This window comes from Pseudoalteromonas obscura, from assembly GCF_030135505.1.
Taxonomy (GTDB): Bacteria; Pseudomonadota; Gammaproteobacteria; order Enterobacterales; family Alteromonadaceae; genus Pseudoalteromonas; species Pseudoalteromonas obscura.
Genome location: NZ_JASJUT010000017.1, coordinates 79,735 through 97,982 on the forward strand (window position 1 = coordinate 79,735; position 18,248 = coordinate 97,982).

At 49.7% G+C, this 18,248-nt stretch carries 1 protein-coding gene; it reads right to left on the reverse strand.

Annotation, left to right across the window (positions count from 1 at the left end):
- Positions 1-73 precede the first annotated feature (73 nt).
- The gene (locus QNM18_RS25495; RefSeq protein ID WP_284138799.1) at positions 74-18,139 is read right to left on the reverse strand and encodes an SDR family NAD(P)-dependent oxidoreductase; all 18,066 of its coding nucleotides are present in this window, start codon (positions 18,137-18,139) and stop codon (positions 74-76) included.
- Positions 18,140-18,248: the final 109 nt, after the last annotated feature.

Consider the following 18,248-nt stretch of genomic DNA (forward strand, 5'->3'; position numbering starts at 1 on the left):
CTTAAAATATCGTAACTTGCCCCTCGTGGCTGCGTCTGGCAACCACGAGGGGCACTGTGTTCATGTCATGTTTTTATATCGAGTCTGCAAACTGCACATTTAAATAATCCGCAAACTCTCGAATAGTCGGGTTTTCGAGCAGCCAAACCGGTTCAATCTGGATACCCAAGTTTTTACTTAAACGCGAAGAGATCTGCATAGCCGACACGGAATCCATGCCATAATATTGTAGTGATTCATCGACCGAGATCTCCTCAACTAATAACGCGTGTTTTACGGTGTCCAGCACGATTTTTTGGATGTCGCGCGGCTCCTTCTGTGACAGCTCAGCCGCCGACACAGCTGCCACTTTGAGAACGGCGTCTTCAGTAAGAGCTTGGCTCTGGCCAAACAAGATGCCATACACTTTTTCTACTTGAGCATCGCTGAAGTGATTGACATCAAACTGAGCTAACATGCCAATCATTGCATCCTTAATAGTCCCTTTGTCGCCGTCACTCAAGTGAGACTGGTGTGTCGACCATTCGGTCAAGAGCTGCTCCAGTTGTTCCGACTCGGTTAACACCGTGTCTTGCCTATCGACGTCAAAGAAACGTTTCGCTTTGTCTTTATCGGAGATCCCGACAAACCCGACCACAGGCTCAGATAAATTCAAGCTCTCACAAAACATCGGCATCGCAACCTCCATATCGATGGGGACCATACCATGTTTTTGCATTACATCCATTCGCGCAGCTGGCATATACCGGTCTACACTCCACCCTGCCCAACATTGTGATATCGCTCGACCAGAACGTAACCCTTTAGCTGTGAGGCCATTTCGATAACGTGCAAAACTATTTTGGAAGGCCGCTGAATAGCCGTAATCTGTTCCGCCTCGCAAGCCAAAAGCTGCGATCGACGAAAACATCACAAAAAAGTCCAAAGGCGCTTCAGCAAGGCACCTATCCAGATTAACCGTACCTGTGACTTTTGCCTTTATCGTGTCACTAAATTCCTGCCAACTTTTTGCTACCAATAAGTTATCGTGCACCAACCTTGCCATATGCACCACCCCATGGATCGGCCCCACTTGTTGAGCAACTTGATCAAGGGTTTGCTGCAGTGCCTGTTGGTCACAAATATCCACTGCATGGTAATGGATACGTCCTTTGTATTGGTTGAGCTGCGTGCACAGCGCACGCTGTTCATCATCGAGCACAGAGCGAGACAGTACCACAAAATTGGCCTGCCAGGTTTTCACCAGTCGTTCACATAACAAACGGCCAACGGGACCAAATCCACCCGTTATGAGGTAGGTTTTTCCATCCTCAAATGCAATCTGCTCGGGGGCACTCTGCACCTCATCTTGGTGGTATTCAGCATGTAGCTCTATTTGGCGCTCACCTTGATGATACTGCACTTTTTTAACCGCTTTGTCGACGCCATCGCTTTGCAACACTTCTTGTAGCAACATTTGTTGTAATGTTTGCTGTTGCGATCCATGCTGGATCAAAGTAAAGCGATAAGCGTCATTTTCGCGCGTCACAGATTCATAGAACCCGGACATAGCATCAAGATACGCTTGACTGGCTGCTCTGTCTTCATAGATATAATACACTTCGACAGCCTGCTGCCAATTATTTTTCATGGTGGCTTTGAGTAACCCAAACAGTCCCTGTAGGCCTGTTTGTGCTTCTCGTGCACTGTCGTCTAAGCTGTCCATGCACAAAATATAGTCAGGCAATGACGCTAATGAGTCCATCTTTGCGGCCTGCTGATATGACAAGCAGGTAAGCGCTGGGAATTCGGCCAGTTTGGCTTTATCACATACTTGATAGAGCAATTTAGCCAACGCAGCTGTTTGAGGTTCATCTCCCAATAGATACAAGGTTTTACCTGCTAACTGTGCTACGGCTTTATCCCAGGAGTCGACAGCGTCGAAAGGAGATGCCGCATAATGAGGCTTTGTTAACAGCCAAGAGAAAGGCTGCGCATTGGACTCCGGTGCCAACGCTGTGCCACTATCAACCTCCTCAGATGAAGGCACCCAATATTTTTTCTGTGTAAAGGGGTAAGTAGGCAGCGGTACTCTGCGACGCTCAGAGGCTAAAAATAGATGGCTCAATTCAATGCGATACCCTTGTACAAACAGATCGGCGATGATACGCAATGCGTCGTACTGCTCCTGCGCGCTTTGGCTGCTGCTGAAGCGCTCCACACATTCATTGCTATATGCTTGCAGTGACATTTGTTTTTTAAACGCTTTTCTATCAAAGTGCGCATAACTGTAGGCGGGATCCTCTCTGCCTTCGATATAGGTCGTTAAAACTTGTGCCAATTCTTGCTGATCACGAGCAACCCACGCCAAGCGGTGTGCACAGTGCTTCCGACCATTAAGCAGGGTAAAGCTCGTTGCTGCCAGATCAAGTTCTTGACTTTGACTGTGTGCCAGGAGCTGTTTGGCCATGATCAGCAACTGAGGTTGTGACTGTGACGACAACACAAACAAATACTGTGCTCGTGGCGGTTGGAGATGTGCGCTAACTGGCGCTTCTTCGAGCACTAGGTGTGCATTAGTGCCACTGAATCCAAATGAGCTGATCGCGGCTGTTCTTGGTTTACCCACTGGCTGCGCCCACGGAGTGAGCTCAGTATTGACGTAAAATGGCGTATCGGCAAAATTGATCTGCTCATTGAGCTTTTCGTAGTGAATAGTCGGAGGCAGCTGGCGATGTTTTAACGCCATTAAAACTTTGACCGCACTGGCAACGCCGGCAGCCGTGATAGCATGCCCCATGTTGGACTTGATTGACCCTACAGCACATGCATTGGCAGACTGAGCGGCCTCTGTCTGAAAACTCGCCTTTAGACCCTCACTTTCAATTGGATCCCCTAAACTGGTGCCTGTACCGTGGGCTTCGATCAGTTGAATATCCTCCGGAGCAATGTTGAAACGACGGTGAACCTCTTTTATCAGCTTTTGTTGCGACTTTGCGCTCGGCGCTGTGATGCCATTGCTGGCACCATCTTGATTGGTACCACTGCCTTTTATGACGCCGTGGATGTGATCGCCATCCGCCAAGGCATCCGCGAGTCGTTTCAGTATTAACACACCGACTCCTTCAGCGGGTACAAAGCCATCCGCTGCGGCATCAAACGTCTGACAGCGACCCTGTTTAGACAGCATATTGGCACGGTCCGCTTGCAGATAGAATTCAGGGGTTGATTGCACAAATACCCCGCCAGCAAGCGCCACATCCAGCTCGCCGGACCACAGTCCCTGACACGCTAAATGAATCGCAACCAAAGAGCTTGAACAGGCCGTATCTACTGCCACGGCAGGCCCCATCAAGTTTAAGTAATAAGATAACCGCGCCGGGGTGATAGAGCCAGCATTCCCCCAAAATGCTTGAGCAGGGGCGTCTTGCGACAACATGTTCTTGTAGTCACCGCTATTACAGCCAACATACACTCCCGCTTTTTCACCAAAGTTGGGATCACCGGCATAACCTGCATCTTCAAGCGCTTTCCAAGACTCTTGTAAGAACAATCGCTGCTGTGGATCCATATAGGTTGCTTCGGTCCCTGAGATATTAAAAAAGCCTGGGTCAAATTGCTCTATGTCACGAAGAAAGCCCCCTTGAGCACAAAAATCAGTGGATAGCCCAGCGTATTTTGACATATCCCAACGTGTTATTGGCGTCACGAGATCAACGCGATTAGCAATGTTTTGCCATAGTGCATCCACGCTCTCAGAACCAGGAAAACGACCACTCATCCCCACCACGGCGATCGCCTCATCTGGATATTCGCGTCGAGTTGGCAGCTGTTGCACATCCTGTTTCGGCGTTTGCTGAATGTCATTGCTCGAAGACGTAGGATCATTGCCCAAAGCGGTGTGAAGCACTTGCGCATCGTCAGAGCTATTGATATTTGGGGCGATATTGAGCTCTGAGTAGTTCGTCAAAATATGCTCTGCTAACTGCTGTACTGACACATAATCAAACAACACTGTGGTACTGAGCTCAATGCCTAATTGTTGGGAAATACGTTGTGCCACACCGACCCCGGAGATAGAGTCCAAACCATAGTCCGCAAACCCTTCGTGGGGATCAATATCAGCCACAGGAACTTTCAATGCATCACACAGAGCTTGTGTGATCACCTCATAAATTGCAGCTTGCTGCGCATCATCAACGGCTTTTGACTGACTGCTGTGTGTCGCCGCCAACTCGGGGAGCGCTGACACCGATACTGTTGTCTCGGCGATATCAGGGTGGTGTGCCAATATATGCTGACAGAGCTGCTCGACATTGACATGGTCGAATAACACCGTGGTGTTGAGGTCAATGTTAAGTTCATTGGAGATGGTTTGCGCGACATTCACACCTGTGATGGAGTCTAGCCCATAGTCTGAAAAAGCTTCTGTTGGTTCAATCACCTCTGGCGGCACTTTTAATGCGTGAGACAGTGCGCGCGTGACGATTGACAGCACTTCAGCCTGAGCGGTTTGCGACGATTGCACAGGTGCAGCGCTACTAACTGATGGCTCAAGGTGTGGGCTCTCATTTTCAGCTTTGTCTGATAACAAAGACACCACATACTGTGCCAGTTGCTCCACATTAACATAGTCAAATAGTGCTGTGGTATTGAGATCTACGTCCAACTCAGTGGAAATGGTTTGCGCCACATTGACGCCAGTGATCGAGTCTAAGCCATAATCCGAGAACGCTTCTGTGGGGTCAATTGACGCTGTAGGCACTTTTAATGCCGCCGAAAATGCCTGCATGATCACTGCGTTCACCTGAGTCAGCTGCTGCGCAACTTGCCCAGAGCTACGGGTGGCTGCGGACACGCTCTGGGTCTTCTGCGCTGCCGGCTTACCGACATCTAGGGGAAGATCCGTGCTGTCCACCTGCTTGGGTATCATATAATTGCCATCACTGATCGCAATGACAATTTGCTGACCCATGCCATGAGATTGTGGCGCGGGGAAGTAGCTTTGGCTAAAACCCTGTGCAGCCAAACAAAGTTGCCAGCCTGATGAGGATAACCCCGGCGAATACGGCATTCGCAAAGCAGCATCTTGATACAGCCACCAACCATCTAACAAGCCAAAAGTCAGATGGCTATATACAGAGCGCTCGCTCAGTTCATTGAGGATCAATACCCCATTGCGTTTAAGCAGCGCTTTGGTGTGTGCCAAAGTGGTGCTGATACTCTTCGTGGCATGTAATACTTGTGCTGCTATGACGATATCGTAACTGCCTGTACTCACCCCTTGCGTCAAGAGGGGTTGTTCGATATTAAGCAACTGCGTTTTGATAAATGGAAAGTCTGCCACATAGTGGGTTTGTGCATGATTGAGAAACGCCTGAGAGACATCGGTGTAACAATATTCGGCAATCTGTGGCGCAAACGGTCGCAGCTTTTCTAACAGTCCAGCTGTGGTGCCACCCGTGCCTGCACCTATCTCCAGAATTCTTAATTTACGGCCATGTCCCTGTTGCTGCCAGGCTCGAATGGCTGAACAAACGGCCAGTGCGACGTCATGGTTAAAGTAATCCGACACCTCATTATTTTTATACACACCTTCTACCAAAGCCATGGACGACTGAGGAAACATAATATCGGTGGCTTTTATCTTACCTGTGATGATATCAGGTAGAGCCGTGACCATGGCATCCAATAGCGTCGCTTTTGCCGCGATCAGGTTGTTATCTTGATTGTGTTGGCAATATTGTTTCCAACGCTGCCAGCAGGTGTCCGCATCCAGTGTCTGCGCTGGTTGCAATGAGAGTAACTGCTGCCCCCCTTGTTTGATCCACCCAGCTTGCTGCAAGAGCTCCACACTGTACGTCAACCACTGGCTAAACATCGTCGTATGATACGCACTCAGCCCCACCCCTTGTATACTGCCAACCAGATCGGACATGCTCACTTCTGAACCTGTGTGCCCAGCAAAAACTCCCGCAGCACGTAATTGTACAGCTAACAAAGGCAGCAAAGCTTCCGCCAAGGTTTGATTGGCTTGCAGATCTAATTGTCCAAGGTGTCTGAGGGCTTGTTGACGTGCAGCTCCCTCTTGATAGGCCAAATCAAATTCAGCCTGAATATCCGGTAATACATATTGTAGCGCTTGAGCACGAGTGATCTGAGCATGCTCGTTCACGCCGCCGATCTGTGCCCTGCTGTCCACACGAATAAATCCAAGTTGTGGCTCATCACTGCTCAGTAAGTGATGGATGGCTGCCATGGCAGGCTCAGGCTGGATAGATAAGATGCCAGCTTTCTCCATTCTCTGACGATAAGACGCGTCGCTCACTGCACCGACATCACCCCAATAACCCCAGTTGATCACGCTCACTTTGCATGACCAATGGCGGTTTATTTGCGTTGCGAAAACATCTTCAAACACCGAGCCAGTGGCATAGTTTGCTTGCCCTGGATTACGTGTAAACGCAATTAAGGATGAGAAAAACAAAGCAAAGTCCAACGATTCAGCTTTAAATGTTTGTGCCAAACACAGGGATATATCCACTTTAGCGCTTAAACAACCGAGGAACTCATCCTGTGACATTCTGGCCAAACTGCGATCTTGCAGCACCAATGCTGAGTGCACCACGCCATGAATGTGCGAGTGGCGTAATTTAATTGAATCCAATGCGTCACGCATCGCAACTGGATCACTGGCATCTGCGCACAGATACCAAGGCTTGGGGCCATATTGTGCAAGACGCTCCATAGCGTCGCTGATCTCAGCATCTTGTTCACGACGGCCAATCCAGACCACATGGGCTTGATGGGTTTTAATCATCATTTCACTCCACACCTGACCTAAACCGCCAGCGCCGCCAACAACCACATAAACCCCGCCATCGCGGTAGGGCTCACTCGACACACTCGGTGGCGTATATGGGTAAAGTTGTTGAACAAACCATTGCCCTTGTCGGTAAGCTATCGATACACCATCGGTAGCTTGTTCAACACGACTCAGCGCGTGTATTGGCAAGCCACTGATAAAATCGCTATCCACAGCAGTGACATGCCAGTTTTTATACTCTTTGGCCAGACAGCCAAATAGGCCATGTAGACTTGCATAAGCGGGATCGGCTCCTTCATCCGGCAAAACGGAAAAGGCATGGATCGTAACCAGTTTGATATCCAGTGCCCGATTTGCATAACCACACTGTAGTAGTGCCTTGATAAAGTTAAAGCAAAGCAATGCGCTCCCTTTTTGTGTACTGCTGAGCTTAGTGTATGCAAGGTCTAAATCATTGCCTGATGCACTGCCATAGTTCAGTTCAACGTTGGCAGCTAAACACACGATTTCATCAAATTCGCCAGCATGAGTGATCTTGTTGACAATGTCCTCGACGGAGTAGCTCTCTTTGAGGGCAATGCTTGTGCCTTTGTTATATTGCAATACGCTGAGCGCTTTTGAGTAGTCTCCCAGCTCAACCACTAACGTATTGCGTTGTGTATCGAGACGTTCATGCTCAGCGGCAACGGCTACAGTTGTCCAGCGCGGTATCAAATATTGATCCCACGCGTCGTTCGCACTTGCTAGCGATGAGCTCGCGCTCTGGCTTGAGCTGGTTTTGGTCACCTTGAACTGCTCATCTGAAGGCGTTTGATGTACGCTGCCCGGCCCATGATATGGCATCACTGCTAACTGTTTAAATTGCACGCTTAGTTCACCTTTGTTATTGAATACCTCAATATTGAATTGATGTTTTGCCCCCTTCTCGTCTCGACTGCACAGCACCCACATAGTGGCACTTAGCGCTGCGTGGATACGCACTTGCTGACATGAAAACGGCACCATCAAACGTGGATCCGCATCTTGTATGTAAAATGCTTTGATTGCTTGCAAAGCCGCATCCATCAGGCCCGGATGTAAAGCGAATGTACGCAGCTGGCTTTCCTGTGTCGGCGCAAGCGCGATATTGGCAAGCGCCTGGGTGGGAGTGACGTACAGCGCGTGGACCAAACGGTGTGTCTCACCATATTCAATGCCGTGCTGCGCAAAAGCCGCATAGAAATCCGCTGGTGCTATGGCGCGGGCACTGTCCATTAATTGTTGTAACTCCGGCTGTTTATTACCACCAAAGCGGCCGTGTTGTGGATCCCGCTCCTCGATGTTGATCTGCGCACTCATACACAGCGCGTCATTATGTTGCACCGTAAAATCAATGCTGCTACTGCCTTTCGGGGTCAGAGCCATCTCAACACGGCCACCTTGTTCAGCCACGACCACAGCGCGGCGCCACACCATATTTGACAGCGAGAGACCATGGCTATCCGTGAGTTTATGTACGTCTTTGGCAGCTTGCACCGCCATTTCTAGATAGGCCACACCCGGCAGTACTTTTTCGCCACTCACTTGATGATCGCGCAAGAACCACTCCTGCCCGTTAAAATTGTTTTCATAACGCACGCCCGAAAAATTGGATGTATTACGCTGTAACAACGGATGCTGATGTGGCGTCACAGGCGCAAGTTGTGGCGCATCATCACAAATTGATGTGTACCAATATGAGTCCTGCTTGAATGGATAGGTCGGCAGAGATACGCGACGAACTTGTTGGTCTGTAAACCACAGTGCCTGCGCATCGACCTTTTGCCCTAAGCACCAATCGAGTAACCACGGATATGCGGTAAAATCCGTAGCGGCTTGGATTTGTTGTTCGTTCGCCACTTTGATATTTGCACTGAATACACCTGTCGCGGCTTGCCCACCCTGATAAGATGTCAGCTTCCCAACCAACTCAGTGCGAGAACTGGCGATGATCACCAAACGCTCTTTGAGCGCTTTGCGTCCAACTTGCAGCGTATACGCGATATCAGCAAGAGCAACTGAGTCAAAATGCCCCGCAGCAAACCACGCTAAGAAATCACTGACCAATGTACTCAACTGCTGAGGTGTTGCAGCAGAGAACATATAGGGCAACGCCACATCACTGTCATCGGCTGAACTACGCGCAGCCACTGGATACTCTTCAAGCACAATATGTGCATTCGCCCCGCCCGCGCCAAACGAAGAAATACCGGCGCGATAAGGTAGGATGGTGTCCTCTCGCTGCTGGTGTGGCCAATCTTCATAGTGAGTTTGTAGTTGCAGCAAAGAATGCTCAAAATCAATATTTGGATTCAGTGTTTGAGCGTGAATTGAAGGCACTAATTTTTGATGCTTCATTTGCAACAGCACTTTGCTCACACCCGCAACCCCTGCTGCCCCCTCACAGTGTCCAATATTCGACTTTACTGAACCGATGCGGCAGCTAAACGGTGCACTGCTCATGCCTTTAAAGGCTTTTTCTAAACCTGCAATTTCAATCGGATCGCCCAGTGACGTGCCTGTCCCATGGGCCTCGATATAGCCAAGCGTGGTCACATCAACATCTGCACTGGACAGCGCGCTACTGATCACCTCGGCCTGTGCATTGGGGCTCGGCACAGTGTAGCCATTGGTTTTACCTGCGTGGTTTATAGACGAAGCTTTTATCAGGCCATAGATTTGGTCATTATCCCGAAGTGCCTGTGAAAGTGGTTTCAGGATAAGCGCACCACACCCTTCACTGGGCACATAGCCATTGCCATCCGCGGCGAAGCTCTTACAACGCCCTTCTGATGAAGCAAAGTTGCCCTGCGCCAAGTTTAAATATTTATTCGGGTGCAGATTTAGGTTAACCCCGCCAGCAATCGCAGCATGACAATGGCCATTGAGAATGCTTTCACACGCTAAATTAATTGACGTCAATGACGCTGAACACATGCTATCGACAGCCAAACTAGGCCCCGTAAAGTTGAGACTAAACGACACCCGATTAGCAATTGAGGCAGCACTTCCACCGAGTGAAATCGGGGTGCCATGCACACCTTGCTGCGCGCCATAAAGTTGATATTCTGAATACATGACGCCGACAAATACCCCCACTTTTTCGCCCAGTAGGTTGGCACCAGGCTGAGCGCAATAAGTATCGGCATAACCAGCATCTTCTAACGCGTGATAGGCACACTGCAAGAATATACGCTCTTGCGGATCCATAAATTCCGCATCATGGGGAGAGATATTAAAAAATAAGGGATCAAATTCATCTACGCCATCAATAAAACCGCCCCACTTACTGTATGTTTTTCCAAGTACCCCTTTGCGCTCATCAAAGTAACGACTGTGATCCCAACGCGAGGCCGGTATCTCAGTAATGGTATCCACACCTTGAACGAGATTTTGCCAAAACTCATGTAGCGAACTCGCTTTGGGATAGCGACCTGCAATCCCAACGATGGCAATGTGCTGTGGTTGCGCTGGCAAGGCAGCCGTCAGTGTCGGCTCAGTATGAGGTGCTGATAATACCGTGTTTTCCTGATGCGATGCTCCCCCGTGTGGTGCGCCGCTGTGCTGAGCGAGTTCACCTTCAATGGCGGTTTCATTGGGCTCAGCGACACTCGAGTCAGGCGCAGTGTTGGGCGCAAAGTGCGCTTGCAATTTGTCAGGGAAATGCTCTGAAATATATTGGCTGATCTGCGCAATGGTATTGTATTCAAAAAACAGCGTTTTTGGTAAACGTCCGCATATTTTCTCAAGCGCACTGGTCATACTCACCACCATCAGAGAGTCAATACCATAACGCTCAAAATGCGCATCGCTGGTAATATCTTCCAGTGCGATATCAGTATGTTGGTGCACAAGTTCACGCAATAGCTGCGCAACATTATCAGTGATCTGTTGCGCAGCCACTGGCGCGTGCTGCGCCGCGCTAATTTGCTCACTTGAGTTGAGTATTTCTGCGCGCTGTTGGCGCTCAGGTGCTTGATTAAGATAGGTATTTAACTCGTCAAGCGAGCCTGCTTGATACAGAATATGTTTGTCGATACTTTCACCTAACTTTGCACTGAGCCTATCGATCAGCACGCTCCGTTGTGTCATATCAAAGCCGTATTCATCAAATGCTAGATGGATGTCCAATTCATGGGCTGCCACACCCGTCAATTCGCAGCTTTGTGCTATCAAAAAAGCCATTGTCTGATCAGGTGATTGGGACTGAGTTGGTGCGTTAAACAGCGCCCGGATCCGCGCGCTGACACCATGCATGATAAACACATTGTCGTGTCGACTCTGTAACACTTGATAAAGCGTTTGCAAGCCTTGTTGCGGAGCCAGAGTGCTCATCCCCCACTCTTGGTGCATGCGCGCAAGAGTCGGCGCATCAATTACCATTCCCTCGGTACCCCAAATAGGCCAGTTGATGGACACAGTGCGACCTCTGCGTTCACCACGTTGAACTAACTGATTGCGGTACGTCGCATACCGGTCCATAAACTTATTGGCAGTGGCGTAATTGCCCTGACCCACATTCCCCAATACGGCGCTAACAGAGGAAAACAGCACCAGATTTTCAACATCTAAATGTTTGGTGGCGGTATCTAGGTTCACCACGCCAGCAATTTTTGGTTGGTATGTCTGGTGCAAACGCTCTGGAGCCATATAAGCCACCAAACTGTCACGGGTCACGCCAGCACAGTGCAATATCGTGATACATTTCAGCGCATTTTGGTGAGCAGCAATAAAGTGGTTGAGTGCCGCCGCTTGAGTCACATCGACACTGTGGTAAGAAGCGTGACCACCAAGCGAGTTGAGTTGTGCGATCTGCTGCTCGGTGTGCAGATCGGCTTGACGCGACCCCAGTAAGAAAATACGTGCGGTACGGGTGTGCTGAACAATATCTTGTGCAATCGCGTAGCCAATCCCGCCCAAACCGCCAGTGATCAGATATACCGCATCGTCACGCCACGGACTAAAGGCCGCTACATCAGGGTTGATCTCGGTCCAAGCTTCTCGGTATAGCGTATTGTTTTTATATAGTAAATACGCTTCATCCATATGATTAGCTGCAACGCAGCACAGTTCATTTATGTGTGCTTGGCTGAGCGGTGCTGACCCTTCTGGTGATGCAATGTCGATAAATTGGCAATGAAATCTCGGATCTTCAAGTGCTGTGGTTTTTAATAACGCGGATAAGCTCGACGTAACCGATGTCAGGATATTTGCCTCACCTTCAGACATATGTGTGGCGGCCACCACTTGTAAGCGGATCTCTGTCAATTGTTTTTGCTGCATCAACAACTGTAACATCGTCAGCAAACAACTCGAATGGCGCTCAAAAGTTTCGTTTAATTTCTGATGTTCTACGCCATTAAATTGCTCACACACCTGCTGCAATTGTGCCTGATACGGCGCAAAGTCGGTTCCAGCTTGGATCTGTATATGTGTCTCACCCAATACAACAATCAACTGCGCTGTATCCAGTGTAACCCCATCACGCAGTGCTAAATGCACCGCGCGTTCTGTCGCTTGTATCGCGTGGCTAAACTGTAACGTTTGCATGTCCTGCACAGCTGGCACACTCACCTTGTCCGGTGAGGGGGAGGTCGCTAACATGGCTCTAAAACTCAACCCGGTCATGCTCGCAATCAAATTGCCTTCTTCGCTAAACACTTCAATATTCACTTTGTGCACACTGGTGTTCGCATTGAGATCGGAGGTCATAGTTATATGTGTGCGCACAGTGTCATTGAGTGCGCCATAAATTCGCAATTGTTCTAACGCGATTGGCACCAGTGCCTCATCAATATCACAGCTGCGAGCGATCAAAACCGCAGCGGATTGCAGCACCCCATCAAAAATCCCAGGTTCAATCTCCATCTCTTGTTGCGCAAAGTTTTGCGCTGGGTGTACCACAATATCTGCAACCCCTTGCGTGCCTGAGATGGTCAATTGCGACACTCGTCTAAACTGCTCACCATACACTATGTGGCACTGCTCAAAGTACGCGTAGATAGACTCAGCAGATAGCACAAGTGATCCGCTTGTAGGGAGCTCAGGCACAGCGCGATCCAAAGGCGCAAAGGGCGCTTCCAATTGCGCTTCTCCGCTACAATGCGTCACAGGCTCAACTTGCGAAGAGCTCGCTGTACTGTTGATTTCAAATCGCGTGCCAGCCCCGTCACGATGCAGGTCAATGTGCAGCGTTTTTGCAGCTTCATCAAGCACCCAAGGTGTCAACCAGCCAATATTGTTCATCACCAGAGTGTGTCGCTCAACCGGCTTAGTACCTTGCGTGGATATTGACAGCGCCGCGCGCACCATCTCAACCATACTGACACCTGGCAGTATCTTTTTGCCATGGATCACATGTTGTTGTAAAAAGTAATCTTGGCTGTCAAAGTGACTGACAAAACGTTGCTGCAAAAAGGTCGACGCGTTGTTATGCACTAATGGATGAAGTTTGTTGGCCTGCTGCACAGAAGCGCTGCGCGGATTTTCAACCTGGTTATCTACCCAAATGGTCTTTTGCTCAAAAGGGTAGTCAGGCAGCGTGATCACCCGAACTGCACTGTGCTGAAATAGCACTGAAAAATCACATGCCTCGCCCTCGCTATAGAGCTGTCCAAGCATATCTAGTGCTTGCTGATAAAGTACGTGATTTTGCTCCGTTATCGCTTTGTTTAGTGAGTCCATTGCAAACTGTGCATAGCCTGGGCGCACCGCGCTGGTAGATACTGACTGAATATTGTCATAAACCTGTGTTGCCGGCTCGCCAGCTATCCACTGCTTTAAGGCCTGTTCAGCGTGCGCCAGATTTTCAACCACACACGCAAAGCGGTATTCAAAATGCGTACGCCTTTGCAACAGCGAGTAACTCAGATCCGCACAGTTAGTAACGAGGCCGCTTTGCAGATGTGCCAAGAGATCTTCAACGCGGCGGCTGAGTTGCTGCGCCGTCTTTGCCGACAAGCAGAGTAAATAGTGGCTCTGAGTCTCTGTTGTGGACTGTAATTCAGGCGCTTCTTCAATTACTAAATGGGCGTTGGTGCCGCTAAACCCAAACGAGCTGATCGCGGCTGCTCTGGGGCGCTGTCCACTTGACTGCCAGTTCGAGAGCGCGGTATTGACGTAGAAGGGGGAGTCATCAAACTGAATAGCTGGGTTACCTGTGTTGTAATTCAGTGATGCGGGGATTTTTTTATGTTGTAGCGACAACAGTATTTTGCACAGACCAGCCATGCCCGCAGCCGTGGCGGCGTGCCCTAAATTGGTTTTTATCGACCCCAATGCACTCCATGCGGTGTTACTGGAGTAGTGGCGGTACGCGCGGCTTAAAGCTTCATATTCAATGGGGTCGCCTAAACGAGTTCCCGTCCCGTGAGCCTCAACCATTTGAATGTTTTCTGGATCAATATTGAATTTGTCATAGGTGTCTTTGATCAGACGCTCTTGAGACACTGAGCTTGGCGCTGTGATCCCATTACTGGTGCCATCTTGGTTTATACCGCTGGCTTTGATCACGCCATAAATTCTATCTTTGTCGGCAATGGCATCGCGCAAACGTTTGAGCACGACAACCCCAACCCCTTCGCCTGGCACAAATCCATCGGCGCGCTCATCAAAGGTATAACACTTGCCTGACTTAGACAGCATATTGGCGCGATTAGACTTCAGATAAAAGTCTGGGGTTGATTGCACAAATACCCCTCCGGCAATGGAAATATCGACATCGCCATGTCGCAAGCTATCACAGGCGTTATGGATCGCAACCAGAGAGCTTGAACAGGCTGTATCAATGGCGATGGCCGCCCCTTTTAGATTCAAGTGATAAGAGATTCTGGCAGGAATAATTGACGGCGCATTGCCCCAAAAGGCCTGCGCTAGCGGCGCGTCGTCAAACAAGTGGTCGTAATCACCCTGCTCACACCCCACATAGATGCTGACAGCTTCACCATCCATACTTTGCTCGCTGATCCCAGCATCTTCCAAAGCATGCCAACAGGTTTCCATAAACAGACGCTGTTGTGGGTCCATGTAAGTGGCTTCTTTGGGTGATAGGTTGAAAAAGCCGGGATCAAATTGGTCAATACGCGTCAGTAAAGCCCCGGCATCACAATACTCACTCGGGTCAATACCCGGATAATACTGCGATAAATTCCAGCGGCGCACAGGTTCAACCAAATCTTCGCCCCTTTCCAATGCAGCCCATAGCGCGGATAAATTGTCAGCCTTACCAAAGCGACCGCTCATGCCCACAATGGCGATATCGTCATCTGATGAGGTCGATGGCATGGTTGCTGCCGCACAGCTCTGCGGCGCAGACAGGCTTTGATCCGCATGCTCACCCGCGGTGGTTGCATCCTCTACCATATGGTTTTCAGGTTGTTCGGGCAACTGCGTTGCAATGTAGTCAGCCAGCCGTGTGATATTGGTATAGTCAAATAAGCAAGTGCTGTGTAAAGTCAGTGTCAGTGCCTCATTCAAAGCCTGAACGACGTTGACGCCAGTAATAGAGTCGACCCCATAATCCGCAAACGACTCATCAACTTGAATGTCATTCACGCTGTATTTTAAAGCATCCGCTATGACTTGCTTAATGGTGTTTTTCAGCGCTGACGTGCTGTGTGCCTGAGGGGCCGCACGCCGTTTGACTAAAGCCTCATCCACGGTATTTACTTCACCCGTGTCACTATTAACCATAGCAGGTGGCGACTGGATGTCAGCAGATACCTGTGATTGTGCAAACCGCACGCCATTGCTTTTAGCAACAATAATTTGTTGGCCTAGCACATGTGCACTCAGCTGTGGGAAGGCCACCTCCTGATACCCTTCTTGTTCTAACGCTTGTTTCCAGCCAAGTGATGTCAGTCCTGGACACTCGGGGATCCTGATCGCGGAATCCTCGTGTAACCACCACCCTTCGAGCAGGCCAAAGGTCATGTGGCAAAAGATGGAGTCTTCGGATAATTCATTTAAGATCAAAACACCGCCAGGCTTGAGCAGTGCCTTGGCATTTTTCAATGTGTTGCGAATGTTGCGCGTCGCATGCAGCACATTCGTTGCAATCACCATATCATAGCTGCCACGTTCCACCGCTTGCTCGTCTACTGGCTGCTCTACGTTAAAAATCGCCGTTTTCAAAAATGGGTTGTGCGCTTGATAATGCGTGTGTGCATGCATTAAAAAAGCCCGTGAAATATCGGTGTAGCAGTATTCTTCTACCTGATGTTGCATCGGTTTTAAGGTCTCAAAGACCAGCGCACTGGTGCCCCCTGTGCCCGCTCCAATCTCTAATATTCGCGCTTTTTTGCCGTGCTTAAAACCGTGCTGGGTAATATGTGCAGCCACATCTGCCACCAAACGGTTAAAGTAATCCGAGACCGGATTATGTTTGTAAATGCCTTCCAGTAAGCGCATTGAAGACTCGGGAAACATGATCTCAGTTGCCCGTTTCTCTGCGCTGAGAATTGCCGGTAGCGCCGATAACGTCGCGTCGAGTAAGTGGGCCTGTGCCGCAGTTGCCGGATCCGCAGTCCAGTTCGCACACGCCTCGGTCCACTGTGTGAGAATCCGCTCATCCGTCGCCAATTGTCGACCTTGTTCGGTGAGAGAAAAGACGCACTGTGCATCAACTTCAGCTGTCTGATAAGCAAGAATGCCGCGTTCACACAGTAAATTGATGGCTTTGTGTAGCCAGCGCTGAAGGTAAGAAACGCTTTGCTCTGCGCGCAGCTGCTGCAAACGCTGTTGGAGTGTTTGCACTGTCAAACTCGTACCGTCAAACAAGCCACAGCGGTAAAGTTGGTACCACATATATTGAATGGTTAGCTCATCTGCTGCGCGAAACGTCAAACCACCGGCCAGATCCGCCGCTGCTGGCAACAAAAAGCGATTCAAATCACTGAGATCTAGTGCATCATTCCTCGCCTCTGCGTCGACGTAACAGCGCTGTTTTAGATCTGTATTTGGCAGGTTAGCCGATGCCGTTAAGGCGTTAATATACGCCACTTGATGAAGCTCTGAACGCATCACGATTTCAAGGGTAGCCATCGCATCGGTGATGGTTAAATCCCCCACCCCAGATTTGGCACGCCAGTATTGGAACATGTCAGAGTTGGCCAGTGCGCCCTCAGCCGTCCAATACCCCCAATTGATGGTTTTCACTTGAAACGATACCGCCCGTTGCAATGCGTTTGATAAGGTGTCTTGGAACAGACTCCCCGCCGCATAATGGCTTTGCTCCGCGGCGGTGATAAAACTATTGATCGATGAGAAGTTCACCAGATAATCGAGCGATTCATATTTTAGCAGCCGAGCCAGATTCACACTGCTTTGCACTTTGGCATCATAGACGGCGGAAAAATCATCAAAGCTCATATTTTTAAAGGCACACGCCTTAAAAACCATCGCGGCATTGAGCACCCCATTTACCCGACCAAACTGCTGTACAATGTTATGGTAGGCCGTTTGTAAAGCGGCGTATTCAGTGACATCAGCTTGCACATACTGCAATGTCCCCCCTTCTTTGCGCAATTGCGCGATAGATGCTTGAATTTGCGGATCCAGTGCTCTGCGGCCCAGCCAAATCACGTGTACACCTTGATGCTTGAGCATATATTCGGTGACAGCGCGGCCTATTCCCCCGGCCCCGCCCACTAAGACATACACGCCGCCAGGTCGACACAATACAGATGCTTGCGCTGTTGTTGGTAAGGTATTCGCCCATTCAATCGGCACAAACTGTCGCACAAGCCACTGCCCATTACGATACAAATGAACCCCATCAAAACGCCGCTGTATGTCGCCAAGGATCTGCAGCGGCCACTCAGTGTCAGTCCCCACATCAAACAAACGCACATTTAGCGCCGGATATTCCTTGCTAATACTGCCAAGCATCCCCACCAGAGGTGCGTGCTCAAAAGCAATATCTTCTGGCAAGTCACTATCCTGCTGCATGAGCAATGTCACACAGGTGGGCGCAACAGACAGCTCGTGTAGGACAAACTGGAGCCATTGAAAACAAGCTTGCACACAACTGTTATGCTCGCCGCCGAGGATGTCATCACTCGCCGTCGGTGGGATCCAAATGACATGACTAATGTGCTGTGAGGCTATGTCAGCCAATGCCTTATCCGGCGCTTGCTGTGCATCAAAAAAATACATTCTGTTATGCAGTCTAGACAATGTCGCCTGTTGCGAAACACTCGCCCCCACCACACACACAGCGCCCTCGTGATACACAGTGCTCGCTGCATCATTTTGAGGCTGCAATTCAACTGGTGCCCAGCGCGGTACAAGCGCACACTTTCCGACTCCCCCTTCCATATTCTCTCCTTGCGTTGCATGCTGCACGGTAATTTCTGATGTCGCCGCTTTTGGCTCATGCCGTACTAGATCGTCAGCCTCAGGTAACGACTCAAACCAGCACTCTGAT

Coding starts and splice junctions, on each gene's coding strand:
- QNM18_RS25495 (WP_284138799.1), bottom strand. CDS start 18,139: ATGGAAGGGGGAGTCGGAAAGTGTGCGCTTGTACCGCGCTGGGCACCA.